At 45.6% G+C, this 19,664-nt stretch carries 22 protein-coding genes, 4 tRNA genes and 2 pseudogenes; 9 read left to right on the forward strand and 19 right to left on the reverse strand.

Annotated features, from left to right (window positions below; all coding sequences use genetic code 11):
- Positions 1-63: 63 nt before the first annotated feature.
- Positions 64-315 (reverse strand): DUF2766 family protein YecJ, encoded by a 252-nt coding sequence (yecJ, locus tag FEM44_RS24405; protein WP_064529310.1) that lies wholly within the window; start codon positions 313-315, stop codon positions 64-66.
- 114 nt (positions 316-429) lie between these two features.
- A complete protein-coding gene (azuC, locus tag FEM44_RS24410; RefSeq protein WP_010723106.1) occupies positions 430-516 on the reverse strand; it encodes a stress response protein AzuC in 87 nt (28 codons plus the stop codon).
- A gap of 252 nt (positions 517-768) precedes the next feature.
- Between azuC and yecR the strand changes: the two genes are divergently transcribed.
- Positions 769-1,092, forward strand: a complete 324-nt coding sequence (gene yecR / locus FEM44_RS24415) for a YecR family lipoprotein (RefSeq protein WP_135522155.1) — start codon at positions 769-771, stop codon at positions 1,090-1,092.
- A 178-nt stretch (positions 1,093-1,270) separates the two neighbouring features.
- Positions 1,271-1,768 (forward strand): non-heme ferritin, encoded by a 498-nt coding sequence (gene ftnA / locus FEM44_RS24420; RefSeq protein WP_000917207.1) that lies wholly within the window; start codon positions 1,271-1,273, stop codon positions 1,766-1,768.
- A 37-nt stretch (positions 1,769-1,805) separates the two neighbouring features.
- Here the strand turns inward: ftnA and FEM44_RS24425 are convergent, their stop codons facing one another.
- The gene (locus tag FEM44_RS24425; RefSeq protein ID WP_130208547.1) at positions 1,806-2,045 is read right to left on the reverse strand and encodes a YecH family metal-binding protein; all 240 of its coding nucleotides are present in this window, start codon (positions 2,043-2,045) and stop codon (positions 1,806-1,808) included.
- Positions 2,046-2,234: 189 nt separating this feature from the next.
- On the opposite strand from FEM44_RS24425, the gene tyrP reads away from it, so the two are divergent.
- The gene (gene tyrP, locus FEM44_RS24430; protein WP_135522154.1) at positions 2,235-3,446 is read left to right on the forward strand and encodes a tyrosine transporter TyrP; all 1,212 of its coding nucleotides are present in this window, start codon (positions 2,235-2,237) and stop codon (positions 3,444-3,446) included.
- A gap of 104 nt (positions 3,447-3,550) precedes the next feature.
- On the opposite strand, the gene yecA is transcribed toward tyrP, so the two are convergent.
- The 5 genes from yecA to FEM44_RS25360 all read right to left on the reverse strand — a co-directional run bounded on the left by yecA (position 3,551) and on the right by FEM44_RS25360 (position 7,439).
- Positions 3,551-4,216 (reverse strand): UPF0149 family protein YecA, encoded by a 666-nt coding sequence (yecA, locus tag FEM44_RS24435; protein WP_135522153.1) that lies wholly within the window; start codon positions 4,214-4,216, stop codon positions 3,551-3,553.
- A gap of 195 nt (positions 4,217-4,411) precedes the next feature.
- A tRNA-OTHER gene (locus FEM44_RS25240) sits at positions 4,412-4,516 on the reverse strand.
- Between the two features lie 352 nt (positions 4,517-4,868).
- Positions 4,869-5,963, reverse strand: coding sequence for an alginate O-acetyltransferase AlgX-related protein (locus FEM44_RS24440; RefSeq protein ID WP_167850653.1), 1,095 nt, complete (start codon positions 5,961-5,963; stop codon positions 4,869-4,871).
- A gap of 11 nt (positions 5,964-5,974) precedes the next feature.
- Positions 5,975-6,850 carry an MBOAT family O-acyltransferase gene (locus tag FEM44_RS25355; RefSeq protein ID WP_205713474.1) on the reverse strand — a complete coding sequence of 292 codons (876 nt, stop codon included), beginning with the start codon at positions 6,848-6,850 and terminating at the stop codon, positions 5,975-5,977.
- Positions 6,768-7,439, reverse strand: a complete 672-nt coding sequence (locus tag FEM44_RS25360) for an MBOAT family O-acyltransferase (RefSeq protein ID WP_205714100.1) — start codon at positions 7,437-7,439, stop codon at positions 6,768-6,770. Before FEM44_RS25360 ends, FEM44_RS25355 begins: the two co-directional genes overlap by 83 nt.
- Before the next feature lie 529 nt (positions 7,440-7,968).
- Here FEM44_RS25360 and FEM44_RS24450 point away from each other — a divergent pair.
- A protein-coding gene (locus FEM44_RS24450) for an IS3 family transposase (protein ID WP_138159227.1) occupies positions 7,969-9,140 on the forward strand; the annotation gives its coding sequence in 2 pieces (ribosomal slippage) (positions 7,969-8,224 and positions 8,224-9,140; 1,173 coding nt in all).
- A gap of 5 nt (positions 9,141-9,145) precedes the next feature.
- Positions 9,146-9,679: pseudogene (locus tag FEM44_RS24455) on the forward strand (tyrosine-type recombinase/integrase); the annotation flags it as partial.
- A 130-nt stretch (positions 9,680-9,809) separates the two neighbouring features.
- Here FEM44_RS24455 and FEM44_RS24460 read toward each other — a convergent pair.
- The 6 genes from FEM44_RS24460 to uvrY all read right to left on the reverse strand — a co-directional run bounded on the left by FEM44_RS24460 (position 9,810) and on the right by uvrY (position 13,353).
- Positions 9,810-9,896 (reverse strand) — tRNA-Leu (locus FEM44_RS24460).
- Positions 9,897-9,907: 11 nt separating this feature from the next.
- Positions 9,908-9,981 (reverse strand) — tRNA-Cys (locus tag FEM44_RS24465).
- Positions 9,982-10,035: 54 nt separating this feature from the next.
- Positions 10,036-10,111: transfer RNA gene (locus FEM44_RS24470), tRNA-Gly, on the reverse strand.
- A 151-nt stretch (positions 10,112-10,262) separates the two neighbouring features.
- Positions 10,263-10,811 (reverse strand): CDP-diacylglycerol--glycerol-3-phosphate 3-phosphatidyltransferase, encoded by a 549-nt coding sequence (gene pgsA / locus FEM44_RS24475; RefSeq protein ID WP_001160187.1) that lies wholly within the window; start codon positions 10,809-10,811, stop codon positions 10,263-10,265.
- A 56-nt stretch (positions 10,812-10,867) separates the two neighbouring features.
- Entirely contained in the window at positions 10,868-12,700 is a 1,833-nt protein-coding gene (gene uvrC / locus FEM44_RS24480) for an excinuclease ABC subunit UvrC (protein WP_135522149.1), read from the reverse strand.
- Positions 12,697-13,353, reverse strand: coding sequence for a UvrY/SirA/GacA family response regulator transcription factor (gene uvrY / locus FEM44_RS24485; protein WP_135522146.1), 657 nt, complete (start codon positions 13,351-13,353; stop codon positions 12,697-12,699). Before uvrY ends, uvrC begins: the two co-directional genes overlap by 4 nt.
- A gap of 305 nt (positions 13,354-13,658) precedes the next feature.
- On the opposite strand from uvrY, the gene FEM44_RS24490 reads away from it, so the two are divergent.
- Together FEM44_RS24490 and yecF are read left to right on the forward strand one after the other, a co-directional pair.
- The gene (locus tag FEM44_RS24490; protein ID WP_225567257.1) at positions 13,659-13,826 is read left to right on the forward strand and encodes a hypothetical protein; all 168 of its coding nucleotides are present in this window, start codon (positions 13,659-13,661) and stop codon (positions 13,824-13,826) included.
- The gene (yecF, locus tag FEM44_RS24495; protein WP_000106474.1) at positions 13,813-14,037 is read left to right on the forward strand and encodes a DUF2594 family protein YecF; all 225 of its coding nucleotides are present in this window, start codon (positions 13,813-13,815) and stop codon (positions 14,035-14,037) included. The genes FEM44_RS24490 and yecF overlap by 14 nt, the downstream gene beginning before the upstream one ends.
- Before the next feature lie 66 nt (positions 14,038-14,103).
- Here yecF and sdiA read toward each other — a convergent pair whose 3' ends face one another.
- The 4 genes from sdiA to dcyD form a co-directional block, all read right to left on the reverse strand.
- The gene (gene sdiA, locus FEM44_RS24500) at positions 14,104-14,826 is read right to left on the reverse strand and encodes a transcriptional regulator SdiA (protein ID WP_130208555.1); all 723 of its coding nucleotides are present in this window, start codon (positions 14,824-14,826) and stop codon (positions 14,104-14,106) included.
- A 229-nt stretch (positions 14,827-15,055) separates the two neighbouring features.
- Positions 15,056-15,808, reverse strand: coding sequence for an L-cystine ABC transporter ATP-binding protein TcyN (gene tcyN, locus FEM44_RS24505; RefSeq protein WP_130218658.1), 753 nt, complete (start codon positions 15,806-15,808; stop codon positions 15,056-15,058).
- Positions 15,805-16,473 carry a cystine ABC transporter permease gene (gene tcyL / locus FEM44_RS24510; protein ID WP_130223595.1) on the reverse strand — a complete coding sequence of 223 codons (669 nt, stop codon included), beginning with the start codon at positions 16,471-16,473 and terminating at the stop codon, positions 15,805-15,807. Before tcyL ends, tcyN begins: the two co-directional genes overlap by 4 nt.
- 14 nt (positions 16,474-16,487) lie before the next feature.
- The gene (gene dcyD / locus FEM44_RS24515; protein WP_135522144.1) at positions 16,488-17,474 is read right to left on the reverse strand and encodes a D-cysteine desulfhydrase; all 987 of its coding nucleotides are present in this window, start codon (positions 17,472-17,474) and stop codon (positions 16,488-16,490) included.
- A 244-nt stretch (positions 17,475-17,718) separates the two neighbouring features.
- Between dcyD and FEM44_RS25690 the strand changes: the two are divergent.
- Positions 17,719-17,850: pseudogene (locus tag FEM44_RS25690) on the forward strand (tyrosine-type recombinase/integrase); the annotation flags it as partial.
- 438 nt (positions 17,851-18,288) lie between these two features.
- On the forward strand, positions 18,289-18,915 hold the full coding sequence (locus tag FEM44_RS25695) for a hypothetical protein (RefSeq protein ID WP_240731799.1): 627 nt from the start codon (positions 18,289-18,291) through the stop codon (positions 18,913-18,915).
- A gap of 422 nt (positions 18,916-19,337) precedes the next feature.
- On the opposite strand, the gene FEM44_RS25700 is transcribed toward FEM44_RS25695, so the two are convergent.
- Complete coding sequence (locus FEM44_RS25700; RefSeq protein WP_240731800.1) at positions 19,338-19,580, reverse strand: hypothetical protein; 243 nt, start codon at positions 19,578-19,580, stop codon at positions 19,338-19,340.
- Positions 19,581-19,664 lie beyond the last annotated feature (84 nt).

Genomic DNA, 19,664 nt, shown 5'->3' on the forward strand with positions numbered 1-19,664 from the left:
GATGCGCCGAATACAAAAAAGTGGTGAAAACCGCTGCCTCACATTACTGAGGCAGCGGTTTTTTTAATGGGATTCGTTTTGTGGGGTGAACTTTAGCTCAATCAACGCGATGGCTTTTTGAATAGCACGCATAGTGACTGGGTCAGCAGCAGCCGGATGGTGAGTAAAATCAATATTCTTCAGCTGGCTGGACATTTTTTCACGTACCTCAACAGGCGCGATCACATCGAGCACGTCGAGAATTTGTTTGATCACCAACTGGCAAGCAACAACATCAGAAACCAGTTCCTGATCGGCATTCAGCGGCTGGGACATCCTAAACTCCTGATAGCATTTTGAAAGCCGTTATAGTAGCGGCTTCCCTTCTTCAACGATAGTCACATCAGCCCGCATCAGGGTACAAAAAAACCTGCCGAAGCAGGTTTTTTGTTATCTGAACATATTGCCAGGCGGTACGTCTTTAAACGTCTTGCAATAATTATTGAACATGCTTTTCAGGATCTTACGCAGTTTCATCGCGCCACTCCGATTATTTGTTATGCAGGTGTTATCGTCTTTACGTTTATAATATGACATTCATCACAAAAATCAATCTTTATGTGATGCTCATCACATAAATACCTCTTTGATGTTATAAAAATGATAATCACAAAACCTCTGCGTTCTGCAGAAAGCAAGGAATAGCGCTAATCCGTCGTCTTTTCTGTCCATAGCCTGGCTGTGACCACAAGTACAATACCTGTTTCTTCTCCCTCTTCAGGCTGTGACATGAAACATCTGATAATTGTTTTTTCACTTTTAACAGTAGCGGGCTGTACCGTAACTCGTCAGGCTCACCTGAGCGATGTTAACGCCACGAGTGGTATTGTACGCCTCGTTTACAATCAGGCTTTTTTACAACACGCCCGCACTGACAACTATCTCGATCAGGGAATCGCGAACCGCGCATGTCAGCAGGTTGGATTTACCCGCGCCTTTGCGTTTGGGCAACCTGTAAGTAACTGTAGTTTGTTTGCGGGATCATTATGTCTGAATACGCAATTTACACTGTCGTATCAGTGCCGATACTTAACACCCTCGGCTTATCAATAAAGATTTTAATCAGCGAGGGAGGCTTCGCTGGTTAATTAACATCACAAATAGCGTTAATGCGTTTTATTCACATTCGCATTTTTAATAATTGAATTTAATATTTTACCTTTTGCAAATAATAAAATAACAAATTATAGTGGCGCCACAGCAACAAATATAACCTTTGTGGAGCACTATCATGCTGAAACCAGAAATGATTGAAAAACTTAATGAGCAGATGAACCTGGAACTCTACTCTTCACTGCTTTATCAGCAAATGAGCGCATGGTGCAGCTATCACACCTTCGAAGGTGCTGCCGCGTTTCTGCGTCGCCACGCCCAGGAAGAGATGACGCATATGCAGCGTCTGTTTGATTACCTGACCGATACTGGAAATTTACCGCGAATTAATACCGTTGAATCACCGTTTGCTGAATATTCTTCACTTGATGAATTATTCCAGGAAACCTATAAACACGAACAATTAATTACGCAAAAAATTAACGAACTCGCTCACGCTGCCATGACTAATCAGGACTACCCAACGTTCAATTTCCTGCAATGGTATGTATCTGAACAACACGAAGAAGAGAAATTGTTCAAATCTATTATTGATAAATTGAGCCTGGCGGGGAAAAGCGGCGAAGGACTTTATTTCATCGATAAAGAACTCTCTACGCTCGACGCACAAAACTAATCTTCTCTGGCGGCAGATTTTCTGCCGCCGTTTCAGATCAGTGACGACAAATCTTACTTTTATCGGTTGAGAATCCTTCTTCGCAAGGAATAAATTTGCCTTTTTCCGCCAGAAAAGCCACCAACTCTCCCGCCGTCATCCCTTCAGCCGAGCAAGTATGAAAACGTGTCTGATCACCAAAACGTGCTTTGATAGCCGCTTCCAGACTGGCGTGCGTATATTGCTCACCTGATTCAATCATCATATTTAACACTTCATGACCGTGAATAGATTCCATCGTTCCTCCTCAAAAAAGGCATAGCGTAACGATCCCAGCGTCTTAAGGCTTTGCGCCAGCGCAGTTCTGAATGCATTTATCGTACATTTTTGTTTACACTATATGTAACGTCGATTTGACGAAATATAGATAATGCCTTAACCTGCGCCGCAGATATCACTCATAAAGATCGTCAGGACAGAAGAAAGCGTGAAAAACAGAACTCTGGGAAGTGTTTTTATCGTGGCGGGAACCACAATTGGCGCAGGTATGCTGGCAATGCCGCTGGCAGCGGCTGGCGTCGGTTTTACCGTCACTCTGACATTGTTAATTGGCCTGTGGGCCTTGATGTGTTACACCGCTCTGTTACTGCTGGAAGTGTATCAGCATGTCCCTGCAGATACCGGCTTAGGCACGCTGGCAAAACGCTATCTGGGCCGCTACGGTCAGTGGCTGACCGGCTTCAGTATGATGTTTTTAATGTACGCCCTGACCGCAGCATATATCAGCGGTGCCGGTGAATTGCTGGCCTCCAGCATCAGCGACTGGACAGGCATTTCAATGACCACAACCGCTGGCGTGCTGTTGTTTACTTTTGTTGCCGGTGGTGTGGTTTGTGTTGGGACGTCGCTGGTCGATTTGTTTAACCGTTTTTTGTTCAGCGCCAAGATTATTTTCCTGGTGCTAATGCTGGTATTGCTGCTACCACATATTCATAAAATCAATCTGCTAACGCTGCCACTGCAACAGGGTCTGGCATTGTCTGCAATTCCGGTGATTTTTACCTCGTTTGGTTTTCACGGTAGCGTACCGAGCATCGTCAGCTATATGGATGGCAACATTCGTAAATTGCGCTGGGTGTTTATTACCGGTAGCGCGATCCCTCTGGTGGCATATATTTTCTGGCAACTGGCGACACTGGGCAGCATTGATTCAACAACCTTTATGGGACTGCTGGCGAATCATGCTGGATTAAATGGGCTGTTACAGGCATTACGCGAAGTGGTGGCCTCGCCGCATGTCGAGTTGGCAGTGCATTTATTCGCTGATTTAGCCCTCGCCACATCTTTCCTGGGCGTAGCGTTAGGCTTATTTGATTATCTGGCGGATTTGTTTCAGCGTTCCAATACCGTTGGTGGAAGACTGCAAACCGGTGTAATTACCTTTCTGCCGCCACTGGCGTTTGCGCTGTTTTATCCACGTGGTTTTGTAATGGCGCTCGGGTATGCTGGCGTAGCGCTGGCAGTACTGGCGTTGATAATTCCTTCACTGCTGACCTGGCAGAGCAGGAAGCATAATCCACAAGCAAGTTATCGGGTGAAAGGTGGACGTCCAGCTCTGGTGTTAGTGTTTATCTGTGGCATTAGCGTGATTGGCGTGCAATTTTTGATTGCGGCAGGGTTGTTGCCAGAAGTGGGATAAACGCTTTGCCGTGCATATGGACATAATCCAGTCTTCTGTCCACATCCTTATCAGGCCCATAAAACATGGGTGCCAGAGTTAATTCTGGCACCCAATATAGCCTCTTAATGCAGGCAGCACTGCTTATATTTCTTGCCACTACCACATGGGCAAGGGTCGTTACGACCCGGTTTTTCTTCAGCTTTAATCGGTTGCTGAACAGCTTTTTCCTGAGGATGCGTCATCCAGTAAGCATGCAAATCAAGCGCCGCCAGTCGAATGGCATCCACGCTTTCTTCAAACGCTTCTGGCGACATCTTCTCTACGCGCTCGAAGTTTTCCTCAGAACCGTGCAGCGCAATCGCTTCAAGCGCCGGTTTTAATGAGTCAGGCAATGCTGACCAGTCAGAAAGCGCCACGCCACGCATATAGCCAAAGCACCACTCTTCGACAATCGTCAGCTCCCTACCGTCAACTTCTCGCAGACCAAATAACAGTTCAAACTGTTCAGGAAACTCGTTGAGGCGCTCTGCTGTATCGGCCATATGTTGAAACGCCAGGTTCATAAAGCGCGTCATCTCTTTCTCTGACGCCCAGCGCGGCACATAATCCGCCCCACCCCACACAGCAACCAGCCACTGTTCTGGTTCAATTTCTTGCGGAGAACTCAACACCGCCGTCAACAAACCGTCCAGCTCTGCCACATCAAGGATGGCGTGGTCTGTGTTGTATTTGGTCAAGATATCATCCAGCCATTCCAACTCACTTTCGTTTAACGGTCCAGTTTTCATACGCTTTTCCTTGTGGATCTCGACTCGCCAGCGCCTATCTTACATGTCGGTCTGGCATAGAGATACTTTTCGAGTGGATTACCCGGAGATTAAAAATCAGAGAGGGTGTAACGACAAGTTGCAGATACAAAAAAACCACCCGAAGGTGGTTTCACGACACTGCTTATTGCTTTGATTTTATTCTTATCTTTCCCATGGTACCCGGAGCGGGACTTGAACCCGCACAGCGCGAACGCCGAGGGATTTTAAATTGTTCGTTTTGTGCAATAATTTCAAATGATTATGGTAAATTATCCGGACATAATGGTGTGTGTGAATATCAAATAATCATATAGTTATGACACGTCTTACTCATCATCTTCTGAAGGTTTTTGGCAAAAAATACGCCGCACTGTTCATAAACTCGAATATCACAAAGCTTTGCAACCCACTGCAAAACTTTGCGTGTCCCACTTTTTGTCGCAGATCACCGGACAGCATCAAACTCCTCGTTGTCTGATGCTGGCGACGGTCCCCCCTTCATGATGCACCTCTGATATTCACTGTGTATACATACAAAATTGTTGTTCGATGGAGGTGTTCAAGTAAGAATATGGCTAGTTCTGCTAATTATCAGCCTGTGAATGAAACCCGCCGAGGCGGGTTTCATTCGTTATCCCCACGAAGGGGGAGAGGTAAAGAAACTAGTTAAGGCATCCCTTTCAACAACAGTTATAATGACATAATCAGGTTTGAAAGATTGCACCATCTGCTTCATCAATTTTGGAGTTACCCTGCCATGGTGAACCTGTAGTATTTCTTTGAACTCTCTGGACATAAATGGAGACATTGCGTTACCAAATGAATCCCTTAACCATAGAACTTTCTTGTTGTTTAGTGCATTGTCTGAGATTATTAATGTAGGAGTTGTTGGTGCCTCGACAGACACCATCCGTTCATTAGAAATCTCCTCTCCAGTATCGAAATCAACTTTACGTATATTAATATTTTGTATGTCAGTTGATTTGATGTCTACTTTAATGTCATTAATTCTGTTAGTTCTAAGAAAAGCAGCCAAATCACCATCAGGACCTTTTTCCACTGAAAAATCCTTTTCTGTAAATAAAGGTGGCCATTTTACTTCATTGTCTGTTATTGAATCCCGTAAAAGATTGAATACTACTGATGCTCCAAAATGGTTCCAGTGAGTATCAGTATAGAAATACAATGGTAATGATGATTTATTTTTCGTAGCTTCAATGGCACTTAATGTGTCTATGTAAATATCACCATTATCATTTATTATCTTTTTTATAATGGATTTATCAGCATGTTCTGCCCAGGCAGGCAGGTGCTCAGAATAAACTGTGTCTTTATCTGGACCTATAGTCACAACGAATGATTTGACTCCTTGCCCCTCAAGATATTCTTTCCATGCGTGCATTGAATCATGGAGTGATGAAATTGCAGAGGAATTTGAGTCAGTTACACCGTCACGCTTTGCTATTAACGTGTTTGCATACCCGTTACCAAGAAACAACCACCCATTCTTGCCTATAAGAACTTTATTCGGTTCTAAAGACACACCTCCAATAAACCCTATATATCCAAACTCACCCTCAAGAGAGTCCATGTTATACATTGTTTTGATATTATCTAGTAATGAATTGTTTTTGAAAAGCTTTCCATTAACTGTTAAGTTATATATAGGCAAAACCATTAACATGGAGAATAAAACAACCATAAAAATACAAACTTTAATTTTCATGCTTGACTCCATTAAAAATTAAAATATAAAAAAACAGGACTTGTGGTATGCAACACCATATAAATAGACGTTGCCGTGATGAAGCTAAGAAAAAGTATCTTAGATATACTTTGCTCTTTTACATTTACAATTTCTACTGAGTTTTTTAATGTTGAAATGTAAAATGCACAAGCAATTGCCGTGAATTGAATTGAATATCCAACAATTCCCACAGGGAGAACAGAAAATAATCTATCAGCCTGCACTCCAATCGCAGTCAAATTTGTAATTGGTATATCTGAAACAGAAACAGACCTTGCGGACTTAATATTAATCATCGCATAAATAATGTTCATTGCATCCTGGACTGTATGAGCCCTAAAGAAAATCCATGCTATATGCACATACAGGAATGTCACAGCCCAGGCCAAAGGTTTATACATTGACAGACCTAGCCTTGACCATGCCCTATGCACCACTAGCGCGACCCCATGCATAGCCCCCCAAATAATGAACATCCAACTTGCACCGTGCCATAGTCCGCCGATGACGAAAGTCAAAAATAAATTAAAGTATGTTCTTGGTATGGAGCATCTGTTTCCACCCAAGGGTATATATAAGTAATCACGAAGATATCTTCCAAGCGTTATATGCCATCTGCGCCAGAAATCCTGTATATTTAGTGCCTTGTAGGGAGAATTAAAGTTTATCGGAAGCCATATATTAAATAAAAGAGCTGCGCCAACAGCCATGTCGCAGTAACCGCTAAAATCAAAATACAATTGAAATGTATAAGATAAACTCGTAACCCAGGCGCTATAGAAGTTATGTTGAGCACCAACGACATAACCAATCTCGGCCCATTGAGCAAATGTGTCTGCTATTATTGTTTTTTTTGAAAAGACCAATACCGAAAATCATCAACCCCATCAATATATTATTATAATTAATTGGAACTGTGCGGAGAGATTTAAACTGCGACATCATTTCTTTATGATGAAGTATTGGACCAGCAATTAAATGGGGGAAGAATGTCACAAAAAGAGAATAATTAACTAAATCATATTCTTTTGCATTTCCTTTATAGCTATCTACAAGAAACGCAATTTGAGTGAAGGTGTAAAAACTAATTCCAATAGGGAGTATTACCCCCTCAACATGAAAGCTTTGCCCTGTTATTGCATTTACATTCTCTAAAAAAAAATTCATGTACTTATAATAACATAGAATAGCCAAGTTGGCTAGAATACCAATAGATAACATCGTTTTTTTTCTCTTGGCTCCCTTCGCCAATTGCACGCCTAAGCTATAGTTGAAAATTATAGAACCGAGCATTAATGGCAAATAGTTTAAGCTCCAGTAACTATAAAAATACAAACTAGCCACCACAAGCCAAAGTTTGCCGAAATAAAGGAATTTAAATTTATTAAGTAAAAAGTAGACCAAAAATGTAATCGGCAAGAATGCAAATATAAATTCCGGAGAGCTGAAAATCATTTTTCAAAATCAAAAAAAATTAAAGTGTCCATTCTAGCACAGTGAAATCAAGTAATCACCTCCAGCTTACGAGACTTATTTCACATCTCGCAAGCTAGATTAGATATCAGCTCAATCTGTAATTAACATATGACCAGTTAAAGGTTGTCGCCCCCTGATTGCTAATGGCTATGTTTCTACCTGATGCCAACACAGTGACGAATGCTGCAGATTTGATAGCCTGTAGGTAAACACTACCACCACACATGGCGATATACGTTAAAACGTAATTGGTTCCACTACTGGATGCCCATACGCTGCTCAGGTAATTCCCCACTTCATTAGGCAAAGAGAACAGCGTGAAGAGAAGAAAGAGATCGAATCGAATACAAGTTAAAGCATTACTTCCCGCAGACCACGATTATCGACCCGAATGACTCTATCTGTAAAAAAGATAAGTGTAAAGCTATCGTGGATTGTAGTGGCATAGTGAATTTGGCCACCTGAATAGAGGTGATATCATCACCTCATAGTCAAAACAGGTGACATTATGACCGGACGTAACAGACGCAATTTTAGCCCCGAGTTTCGCCTCGAGGCTGCCCAGCTACTCGATCAGCATTACACCGTTGCCGCCGCTGCCACTGCGATGAATGTCGGCAAATCCACGATGGATAAATGGGTTCGACAACTGAAAGAAGAGCGAGCGGGAAAATCACCCATAGCTTCACCCATGACACCTGAGCAGATTGAAATACGTGAGTTGAAGAAAAGACTTCAACGCGTTGAAATGGAAAGGGATATATTAAAAAAGGCTACCGCGCTCTTGATGTCAGACTCCCTGAACAATTCTCATTAGTTGAGAAACTCAGGGCGCGGTTTCCTGTTGCCGTTGTGTGCAACGTGTTTGGGGTTCATCGCAGCAGTTATAAATACTGGCGGCAGCCCAGGAAGCCTGACGCCACGAAAGTGGCATTACTGAGCCTTGTGCGTGAAGTTTATCACGAAAGTAACGGTTCAGTAGGAGCGCGAAGCATTGCCGCAATGGTCACCACCAAAGGTATAAAACTGAGCCGCTGGCGGGCAACAAAGCTGATGAAAGCGCTCAATATTATCAGCTGTCAGCAACCTGGCCATCGTTATAAGAAGGCGTCTAAGGAACACATTGAGATCCCTAATTATCTGGATCGCCAGTTTGCTGTTACCGAGCCTAATCAGGCTTGGTGCGGTGATGTGACTTATATCTGGACGGGAAAACGCTGGGCTTATCTGGCTGTTGTACTCGATTTGTTTTCCCGCAAACCGGTTGGCTGGGCGATGTCATTTTTCCCTGATTCCGCACTGACAGGTAAAGCCCTGTCGATGGCCTGGGAAGCACGGGGGAAACCGGCTAATTTACTGTATCACTCGGATCAAGGCAGTCACTATACCAGCAGGAATTTCAGACAGTTACTGTGGAGATATCAGATAAAGCAAAGCCTGAGTCGCCGGGGAAATTGCTGGGATAACAGCCCAATGGAACGGTTCTTCAGAAGCCTGAAAACAGAGTGGGTACCGGATAATGGCTACGCGAATTTTAGCGAAGCCAGCACGGCAATAACGAATTACATCACAGGATATTACAGCCAGCTCAGACCTCATCAATATAATGGTGGTTTGACGCCGAATGAATCAGAACGATTGTTCTGGAAAAACTCTAAAGCTGTGGCCAGTTTTTGTTGACCACTTCAGAACGTTATATTACGGATGAAGAATATCAGGCCGTTTATGAAGTGTCTCCTGATGTTGTTCGCGTGGCAATGGAAATTGCCTACTTATGTGTGGCCAGACAGAGTGATGTACTTTCATTACAGAAAGACCAGCTGTTCGATTCCGGGATCTACATTCGTCTGGGAAAAACCGGCGTTAAGCAAATCAAAGCCTGGTCGCCTCGTCTGCAGAAAGCGATAGCTCTGGCTCGCTCTCTGCCATTAAAAACGGGAATCAGTAGTCTGTTTGTGATTCATCAAACTACCGGAGGCAAGTACACCCGTGATGGTTTTAATTCTCGTTGGCGTGATGTCAAAGCGGCAGCACAGGAAAAATATCCTCATCTGCAAATAGACTTCACATTTCATGATCTGAAAGCAAAAGGTATCTCTGATCTGGAAGGCAGCCTGGAAGAGAAGCAAGCAATTTCCGGGCATAAGAACCCACGACAGACAGCAGCATATGACCGAAAAGTTAAAGTAGTGCCCGTAGTTGGTGGCCAGAGAAAATGAATGATGATGCGTCCAGAGAAAAATCATCTTCGGACGCATCTTCGGAAATGAAAAAGAAAATACAAAAAAACCACCCGAAGGTGGTTTCACGACACTGCTTATTGCTTTGATTTTATTCTTATCTTTCCCATGGTACCCGGAGCGGGACTTGAACCCGCACAGCGCGAACGCCGAGGGATTTTAAATCCCTTGTGTCTACCGATTCCACCATCCGGGCTCGGGAAAAATTGGAGGCGCGTTCCGGAGTCGAACCGGACTAGACGGATTTGCAATCCGCTACATAACCGCTTTGTTAACGCGCCAAATTCTTCAGGCTTTTCAGCCAGACACCCGCTTAATGCCGATGCCTTTTAAACTGGAGCGGGAAACGAGACTCGAACTCGCGACCCCGACCTTGGCAAGGTCGTGCTCTACCAACTGAGCTATTCCCGCAATCATCAAGCAATCAGCTAATCACTTGATTTTACTATCGTCTGGCAATCAGTGCCGCCGTTCGATGCGTTGCATTCTACTTACCTGACGCGTTGAGTCAACGATATTTTTCACCACTTTTGATCGTTTGCTGAAATTTGCGTCGAAACGATCACTGATCAAGCAAATCTGCGCGGGCAGCGCTCAAATATTGCAACATTGACCAGAGTGTCAGCACCGCAGCCACAAAGAAAAGGGCAATACCGGCGTACTCAACCCAAATATTCGGGCGCCACAGCAACCAGGCCAGCGCGACCATCTGGGCAGTCGTTTTGACTTTACCAATCCAGGATACGGCCACACTGCTACGTTTACCGAGTTCAGCCATCCATTCACGCAGAGCAGAAATGATAATTTCACGGGCAATCATCGTTGCCGCCGGTAAGGTCACCCACCAGCTATGATAATGCTCAGTTACCAGCACCATGGCGATGGCGACAAGTACTTTGTCTGCTACTGGATCAAGGAAGGCACCAAAACGGGTACTCTGGTTCCAGCGACGCGCCAGAAAACCATCGAACCAGTCAGTCACCGCCGCGACGCAGAAAATGAGCGCGGCAGCAAACGGCGACCAGGTAACAGGTAGATAAAAAACCAATACAAAGAATGGGATAAGGATGACACGGAACAGTGTGAGCAACGTAGGGATATTAAATTGCATAATGACGGGTAACTATCTGTTGTCAGTAAGATTACCCCTATGTTGCTACAGAGACATCAATGTTTCAACGACCAGAAGATCTTTTCTGCCAGACCTTGCGAAATACCCGGCACTTTTGCAATTTCTTCGACGCTGGCGTTACGTAAACCTTGCAAACCGCCCATATATTTCAACAACATTTGCCGACGTTTTGGCCCGACGCCTTCAATGGTTTCCAGGGTGCTGGTATTTTTGACCTTCGCCCGTTTTTTGCGATGTCCGCCAATCGCATGATCGTGTGATTCATCGCGAATATGCTGGATGACGTGCAACGCAGGCGAATCTGGCGGTAAGCTAAAGCCCTCTCCTTCAGGCTCGAAGAACAATGTTTCCAGCCCAGCCTTACGGTCGGCCCCTTTGGCAACGCCAAGTAACAACGGATGGTTTTTATCCCAGGGGACGTCCAGCTCGGCGAAGACATTTTTCGCCTGCGCAAGTTGTCCTTTGCCACCATCAATCAGGATCACGTCCGGAATCTTACTGTCATCGATGGCTTTACCATAACGCCGACGCAACACCTGATTCATCGCCGCATAATCATCGCCCGGCGTAATGCCATTGATGTTATAGCGCCGATACTCCGCACGCAGTGGGCCATTAGCATCAAACACCACGCACGAGGCGACGGTTTGTTCGCCCATCGTATGGCTGATATCGAAACATTCCATCCGTTTCACTTCCGGCAATTTCAACACGCTGGCAAGCGCTGTCAGCCGCTGATGAACGGTTGATTGCTGCGAAAGTTTGGTGGTTAACGCTGTTGCTGCATTCGTCCGCGCAAGTTTCAGGTAACGCGCCCTGTCGCCACGCGGTTTGGTCTGAATGTTAATCTTGCGCCCCGCCAGTTCTGATAATGAATCGGCGAGCAGCGTTTTATCGCTAAGATTAAAATCGAGCAGGATCTCTCCCGGGAGAGTGCGCACCTGGCTGCCCTGTAAATAGAACTGACCAACAAAGGTTTCCACTACTTCGCCCAGTTCCGTACCGCCCGGCACCTTCGGGAAATAGCTACGGCTACCGAGCACTTTGCCTTGACGAATAAACAAAACATGGACACATGCCATGCCAGCATCGAACGCCACGCCAATAACATCAATGTCGTCGCCCGTATTAGAGACAAATTGTTTTTCGGTGACGCGTCGCACCGCCTGAATTTGGTCGCGAATACGTGCCGCCTCTTCAAACTCCAGATTCTGGCTGGCTGTTTCCATGCGGCTAATCAGTTGCTTAAGCACCTGATCGTCTTTACCCGATAAAAACAGGCGCACATATTCAACCTGCTGGGCATACTCTTCTTCGCTAACCAACCCGGCCACGCACGGCCCAAGACAGCGCCCTATCTGGTATTGCAGACATGGACGCGAGCGATTGCGATAAACGCTATTTTCGCACTGGCGAATGGGGAAAATTTTTTGCAACAACGCCAGAGTTTCACGCACCGCATAACCATTCGGGAACGGACCGAAATACTCTCCCTTAGCGTGCTTCGCACCGCGATGCATCGCCAGACGTGGATGCGTATCGCCACTGAGGAAGATAAAGGGGTAAGATTTATCGTCGCGTAACAAAACGTTGTAACGCGGCTGATAGAGTTTGATGTAGTTGTGTTCCAGCAATAATGCTTCGGTTTCAGTATGAGTCACCGTGACATCGATTTGCTGGATCTGGGCGACCAACGCTTCCGTTTTGCGCGAAGCGAGATTGCTACGGAAATAGCTTGAAAGCCGTTTTTTCAGGTCTTTCGCTTTACCGACATAAATAACCGTACCACCAGCATCATACATGCGATATACGCCCGGCTGGCTGGTGACGGTTTTTAAAAACGCTTTTGCGTCAAACTGAACACTCACTGACTTGTTAACGTCTCCGCATTACACAAACCATGGCGAATAGCCAGGTGAGTCAGCTCAACATCGCCATGAATGTTTAATTTACTGAACATACGGTAGCGATAGCTGTTCACCGTTTTCGGGCTGAGATTAAGCTGTTCTGAAATCTCATTGACCTTCTGGCCTTTGGTAATCATCAGCATAATCTGCAATTCGCGTTCAGACAAACTGGCAAATGGGCTTTCTGTTTTTTCTGGTTCGATCTGGCTTAACGCCATTTGTTGCGCAATGTCAGAAGCAATGTAACGCTGCCCAGAAAAGACAGAACGAATCGCGCTCACCACCTCCTGCGGGGCCGCACCTTTGCTTAGATAGCCCGCAGCGCCAGCCTGCATGACTTTTGCTGGTAAAGGGTTTTCGGTGTGAACCGTAAGCATGATGATTTTGACATCTGCGGTTGAACGGGCGATTTTACGCGTCGCCTCAAGGCCGCCAATGCCAGGCATACTCATGTCCATTAGCACCACGTCGACGGAATTTGCCCGGCACCACTTAACGGCATCTTCACCACAGGAAGCCTCACCAACGACTTTAATACCCTTTATATCTTCCAGAATGCGTCGTATCCCTGCGCGCACCAGTTCGTGGTCATCAACAAGTAGAACGTTGATCAAAGGAATATCTCCAGAAATAGGGATAACGCTACTGATAGTTAGTCGTCCGTATATTAGCGGGTTTTATTGCAACTTTGAAACGTTAAAAATGGTGGGTATTCGATTTTTCTCTCATTTTTGATAATTCGATTGTCCACAGTTATGGTCACGTCCGTCACAAAAAAGCTACCGCAGCGTTGTAAGCTGTCTGTTAGACTGAAATGTGACAAAAATTGACTTTATTCAGCATAAATGAAAAATCATCGGCATGAATATGTAACATTAATTAACTCAATAAATACGCACAAAAAACATTCATGATATAAATATTTATTAACCACTATATTAACTCATTTAATATCAATGAGGCGTCAGCGACCAAAAAACAACCACTGCTATTTTTAGCAAAGCTTATGGTATACTCCGCCGCCTTAACATTTTTTACTGCAAATTTTCATTGCAACATGACGAGGAAAATAAATGAGTACGCCTGATTTTTCTACTGCCGAGAATAATCAAGAACTGGCAAATGAAGTCTCCTGCCTGAAAGCGATGCTGACGCTGATGCTGCAGGCGATGGGACAAGCTGACGCGGGCCGCGTGATGTTAAAGATGGAAAAACAGCTTGCGCTGATCGAAGACGAAACCCAGGCTGCGGTATTTTCCAAAACGGTTAAGCAAATTAAACAGGCCTACCGTCAGTAATATAAAACCGGCTGAAAGCACACCTTTCAGCCGGTTTTATACCTGGCACGCAGAATGTAATAGCGGTCATATTAAGCCAGTTGCGGCGGCGTAACAGGCAACCTGGGTCTTATTCGGCGCGTTGATTTTTTTCTGCATGTTTTTCTGATGAAAATTAACCGTGTTCTCGGAGATTGACAAGATCATCGCAATCTCTGCCGATGTCTTACCTTCCGCGGTCCATTTCAAAATTTCCTTTTCCCGCTTACTGAAATTCATCTCCGGCGTCATCACTATTTGATCATTTAAACGCATCAGCGCCATCAGACTTTCGCGCACAAGTAGCTGCATTTTTAATTGCAGCTCATCACTAAGAACGGGTATTTCGCGCGTACTGCTACGAGAAAATGACAAAAATCCCAACGCCCGGTTCGGTAGCATTAAATACTGAGTGACTCCCCTGCGTAAACCATGTGCACGCGCAGCCTCCCATAATGGCTGGGCTTCACTGAATAAGTCATCATTCCACAATAAATGGCCCTGACTGAAGTTTTCAGGGTTGAGCACGGGATCAATAGCGAGAAAGTTTTTTGCCTGATAATAACTAACCCACGACTCAGGGTAATTGGTGTAGAAAGCCACTTTGGGTCGCGTGAATGGCACCGGGTGGCGAACACATAACGAATAGTAATCGTACTCAAGCTGCTGAGCCTGAAGCTCTATTTCATGGTAGACCTCTTCTGCGGCCTCCATCCTCTGAAAGCGCGACAGCATTGTGCGACGCCAGCTAAAAAAATCCGTATCCTGCATAGTAAACCGCAATGCCCCTGAGAGTGAGTATCATTTATACTGAAAACTCAAGCTATCACATAAATAAGATTTATATATAATTTATATTATTCAGATAATGAATTACTTTTGCAAGACATCGCATTCTCTTATGTTATTAATGAGTTATGCTGATTTATTGACCATTTATTGAGTCTTCAGAAGAGTGGTTCGCCCCGGTCACTAACTCACCGGGGCTGATTTTTTCTTATTATTGCAGTAGAAACTTCTCGAGAAACTGGCGGGTACGGGGCTGCTGTGGATTGGCAAATAACGCTTTCGCCGATCCCTGCTCTACTATCCGCCCCTGGTCCATAAAGATCGCGCGGTCAGCAACATCTCGGGCAAAGCTCATTTCGTGTGTCACAATCACCATTGTGCGCTTTTCCTGTGCCAGCTGGCGGATAGTATTCAGGACTTCGCCCACCAACTCAGGGTCCAGTGCCGACGTTGGCTCATCAAACAAAATCACCTCGGGACGCATCGCCAGCGCTCGGGCAATCGCCACACGCTGCTGTTGACCGCCAGATAAACGACGTGGATAGCTGGTTTCTTTACCTGCAAGGCCAACTTTCGCCAACAACTCACGTGCGCGCGCCGTGGCTTCCTCTTTAGGTTCACCTTTGACAATCACCGGCCCTTCAATAATGTTTTCCAGCACCGTACGATGCGGAAACAAATTAAAGTTCTGGAAAACAAAACCAACGTGCTGGCGCAACTGACGAATCAGGGATTTTTGCTGACTTAACGAACGCGCGGTATCAATGGTGATATCCCCGACGGTAATCGTCCCCGCTTCCGGTTGTTCCAGCAAATTTATGCTGCGTAGCAACGTGGTTTTCCCGGAGCCGCTTGGACCTATAATCGCCACCACTTCGCCGGTTTTAACCTCCAGATCTATGCCATGCAGCACCGTCTGACCGTGGAATTTTTTCACCAGGTTTTTAACGTCAATGGCACTCATTTTGGATCCCTCTCCTGGCGATTAAGTTGATTCTCAAAATGGTTCTGCAACGTCGATAACACCGTCGCCATAATCCAGTAGATGAGCGAAGCCGCCAGATACATGGTGAAAACTTCCAGTGTGCGCGAAGTAATCAACTGCGCCTGACGGAACAACTCTGGCACCTGAATCGTCGCAGCCAGCGAAGTATCTTTTACCAGGCTGATAAAACTGTTCGACAGCGGCGGCAGTGCTACCCGTGCGGCCTGTGGCAAAATAGCACGACGCATAGTTTGCCACGGCGTCATGCCGATACTGGCAGCCGCCTCCCACTGACCTTTATCAATGGACGAAATCGCTGCCCGCAGCGTTTCTGCTGCATAGGCGGCGGTGTTCAGTGACAGGCCAATCATCGCTGACGGAATCGGGTCTAATTCAATACCAAACTGCGGTAAACCGTAGTAGATCATAAACAGCTGTGCGATGAGTGGCGTACCACGGAAGATGGAGATATAAAAACGCGCCAGCCAGCGCACAGGCCAGACGGGTGACAAGCGCATCAGCGCGAGAATAAATCCCAGCAGTAAGCCAAAAAACATGCCGCCAATGCTGAGTTGCAGCGTATACCCTGCCCCTTTCAACAGGAACGGCAGAGAATCAATAACCAGTTGTATACTTTCTTGCATGAGCATTTCCGGCGCTAAACGTGGGGATGATAGGCGAACAGTGCAGGCGCGCCCCCGGTATGAATAAACAGAATCGGTCCTTCATCTTTGAAGCGTTTCTGACTAATACCATCAATCAGCCCCGCCATCGCTTTTCCGGTATACACGGGATCAAGCAGAATGCCTTCCAGACGCGCCAGCAGTTTCACCGCTTCCATGCCTTCGTCATTCGGCACGCCGTAGCCAGGCGCAAAATAGTCATCCCAGAGGAAAATTTCCGCTGATGCAGTCAGCTCCAGTTCTTTCGCAATCGCCTGTTGTAGGCTAACCACTTTCGGCAACTGGTCAGCAACAGAACGTGAAACAGTCACGCCAATCAGTTCTGTTTCAGGCATCAGTTGTTCCAGCCCTACTGCAAGCCCGGCGTGAGTTCCGGCACTGCCTGATGCCACCACCACCGACGATATGTTAACCGCCCCTTCACACTGCTGGGCGATTTCCAGCGCACTCTCCACATAGCCCAACGCGCCTAAAGCATTGGAACCGCCAACCGGAATGACGTATGGGCGAAAGCCTTGCGCTTCGACGCGAGTCGCTAACTCTTCCAGTTGGGCATCAGGATTGGTCAGCGCATCGCACATTTCAATCTGAGTATTGAACAGATCCAGCAACAAGCGGTTGCCGTTGGTTAAATAGTTTTCTGCGGTAGTGCCAATGGGATTTTCCAGCAGCGCCACGCAATGCAGACCAAGTTTTGCGGCCACTGCGGCAGTCTGGCGCACATGGTTAGACTGAATCGCTCCGGCTGTAATCAGTGTGTCAGCACCTTCGCGCAAGGCGTCTGCTGCGAGAAATTCCAGTTTGCGTAACTTATTTCCGCCCATTGCCAACGGGGTGACGTCATCCCGTTTGATGAAAATGTCCCGCCCGAGATAATCAGAAAAACGTGGCAGATATTCGAGCGGTGTCGGTGCGCCGATAAACTCCAGCCGTGGAAAACGAGTTAAATTATGCAGTGGCATAAAAACCTCCGATGTGTGTTGTTGTGATCTTGTTATTATGCACGCAGGAAACGTATAAATAAAAAATGCGCCGATTAAAGCGCCCTTTTTTGTCATTATGCCCCGCCCAGAGTAGCGTTGACACGTTCCTGGCTGTGAGTTCAACCGAGGGATGCAACACACTGGTTGAACCGATCTGCGGATGATTCATAGTTTAGCGTTTTTCTCAGTCTTTCGTTGAGCCTATGGCAACTGTAGTACTCTTGGATTCCGGGCGATAGCAGGTAGTGTGTTAATAGAATCAGATTTGTGGTCCCGTGATGCTGTTGAATGTCCGATGGGTCATCAGGAACGTAACGGTGTAAAGGCTGCTTATGTCCATAAAGCAGAAAATCTGATGTCCCCTGGTTACGGGGATAACTTCTCCTGGCATCTTAGGTTGATCAAGCATGGTTATCCATACCCGTTCATTAATATGGTAATCATTATCTCTGCATTAATTATTATTTATATCCAGGTCTGTTTTTAGGATAAAAATATTATATTCCATGACGATATCTTCAGGCACTTTTCTTATAAAAAAGCAGAGAAGCAGTCACTATCTAAAATTACGCCAATAAATAAACAAACTAACATCCAGAAAACATTACAATTTCAAATTACTCGTCAAAAAAAATCAACCTGATTGCTTGAGATGGATTTTTTCTGTTTATTTGCAATAATGCTCGCATCGATCATTTGTATGATGATTAGATAATACATATTATTTCCCAATGACATTTACACAGTCAAAACATTTAATCCACCATTCTTAAACAAAAAAATTGGAGCTTTTGTGAAAATCAAAATTAATAAAAAAGAAAGGTTTAATGTATATATAAACAACAGAAAAACATTCGGCGTAACGCAAGAGGGAATGAAGACTACATTACTTTGCAGTCTTATATCTGCCACTCTGACCATTCAGCCTGCTTTGGGAGCCAAAATGGAAGTCACTCTTTCTGAAGGAAACCCTGCAGAAATATCTGAAAATATCATTGGTGCTGATGGCGCGTATCGCATGCCAGGTAGTGATGATGGAGAAGCCGGTGAAGATGCTCTCATTGTTAATGTTGTACCCGGTTCGTTACAGGATGAAAATATCCTGACAATTAACAGCGGTACTAGCATTAGTGGCGGTGAAGGCGGATGGGCTGGTGATGATGATCATACTAAGATGGGATCTGCAGGAGGCCAGGGCGGTACAGCCATTACTGGAAATAATTTTACTCTTGTTAATTCTGGTGATATTTCCGGTGGTAAGGGGGGGGGGGGGGTTATGGTAATGGCGGGGGCGATGGAGGTGAAGCAGGTACCGCTATTTCCGGAGATGATCTTACCATTACGAACAACGGAAGCATTACAGGTGGCGATGGCGGTATGCCTGGAGCCAGTGGTTATGGCGATGAGAGCGGTGGTTTAACTGGGACTCCTGCTGTTGGTGGGACGGCCATATCTGGCAATAATCTTCAAATAAGCAATAACGGAAACATCACTGCCGGGCAAGGTAGTAGTGGTGCCTGGTGGGCGGTATGGGGGTCTTCTGCCGGCACCGGAGGGAATGGAGGCACGGCCATATCCGGAAATAATATGGAGATAACAAATAATCATAACATTACAGGTGGCCAGGGGGGGGATGGTGCTCGCGGTGGTGAAGGTAGTCTCGAATTTTCTACCGATCCGAATATTAATGGGAGTACCGGTGGTAGTGGTGGTATTGGAGGGTCTGCTATATATGGTAATAATATTAAGATAAATAATACGGGAGATATAACTGGCGGACAGGGGGGCACTGGTGGTGAAGGTGGTAGCGGTGATAGAGATGAATATGATCCCACTGATTCATTACCCCTTGGCACTGGTGGTACTGGTGGGATTGGTGGTACTGGTGGGATTGCCATATCTGGGAATAATATTGAAATAAATAATTATGGAAATATTATTGGCGGCACTGGTGGTGATGGTGGTGATGGTGGTGACCCCGGTGAAAATATGCATTCTGAAAATACTGGTAACGGTGGTAATGGTGGCAACGGAGGTAATGGTGGTACTGCTATATCCGGGAGTGATATTACGATAAATAATCATGGCAGGATATTGCCTGGTAGTGGCGGACGGGGAGGTAACGTTAACCTCTTCGAGTCCGGGGAGATATCTGGCAACAGAGGGCAA

It is taken from the genome of Escherichia sp. E4742, from assembly GCF_005843885.1.
Taxonomy (GTDB): domain Bacteria; phylum Pseudomonadota; class Gammaproteobacteria; order Enterobacterales; family Enterobacteriaceae; genus Escherichia.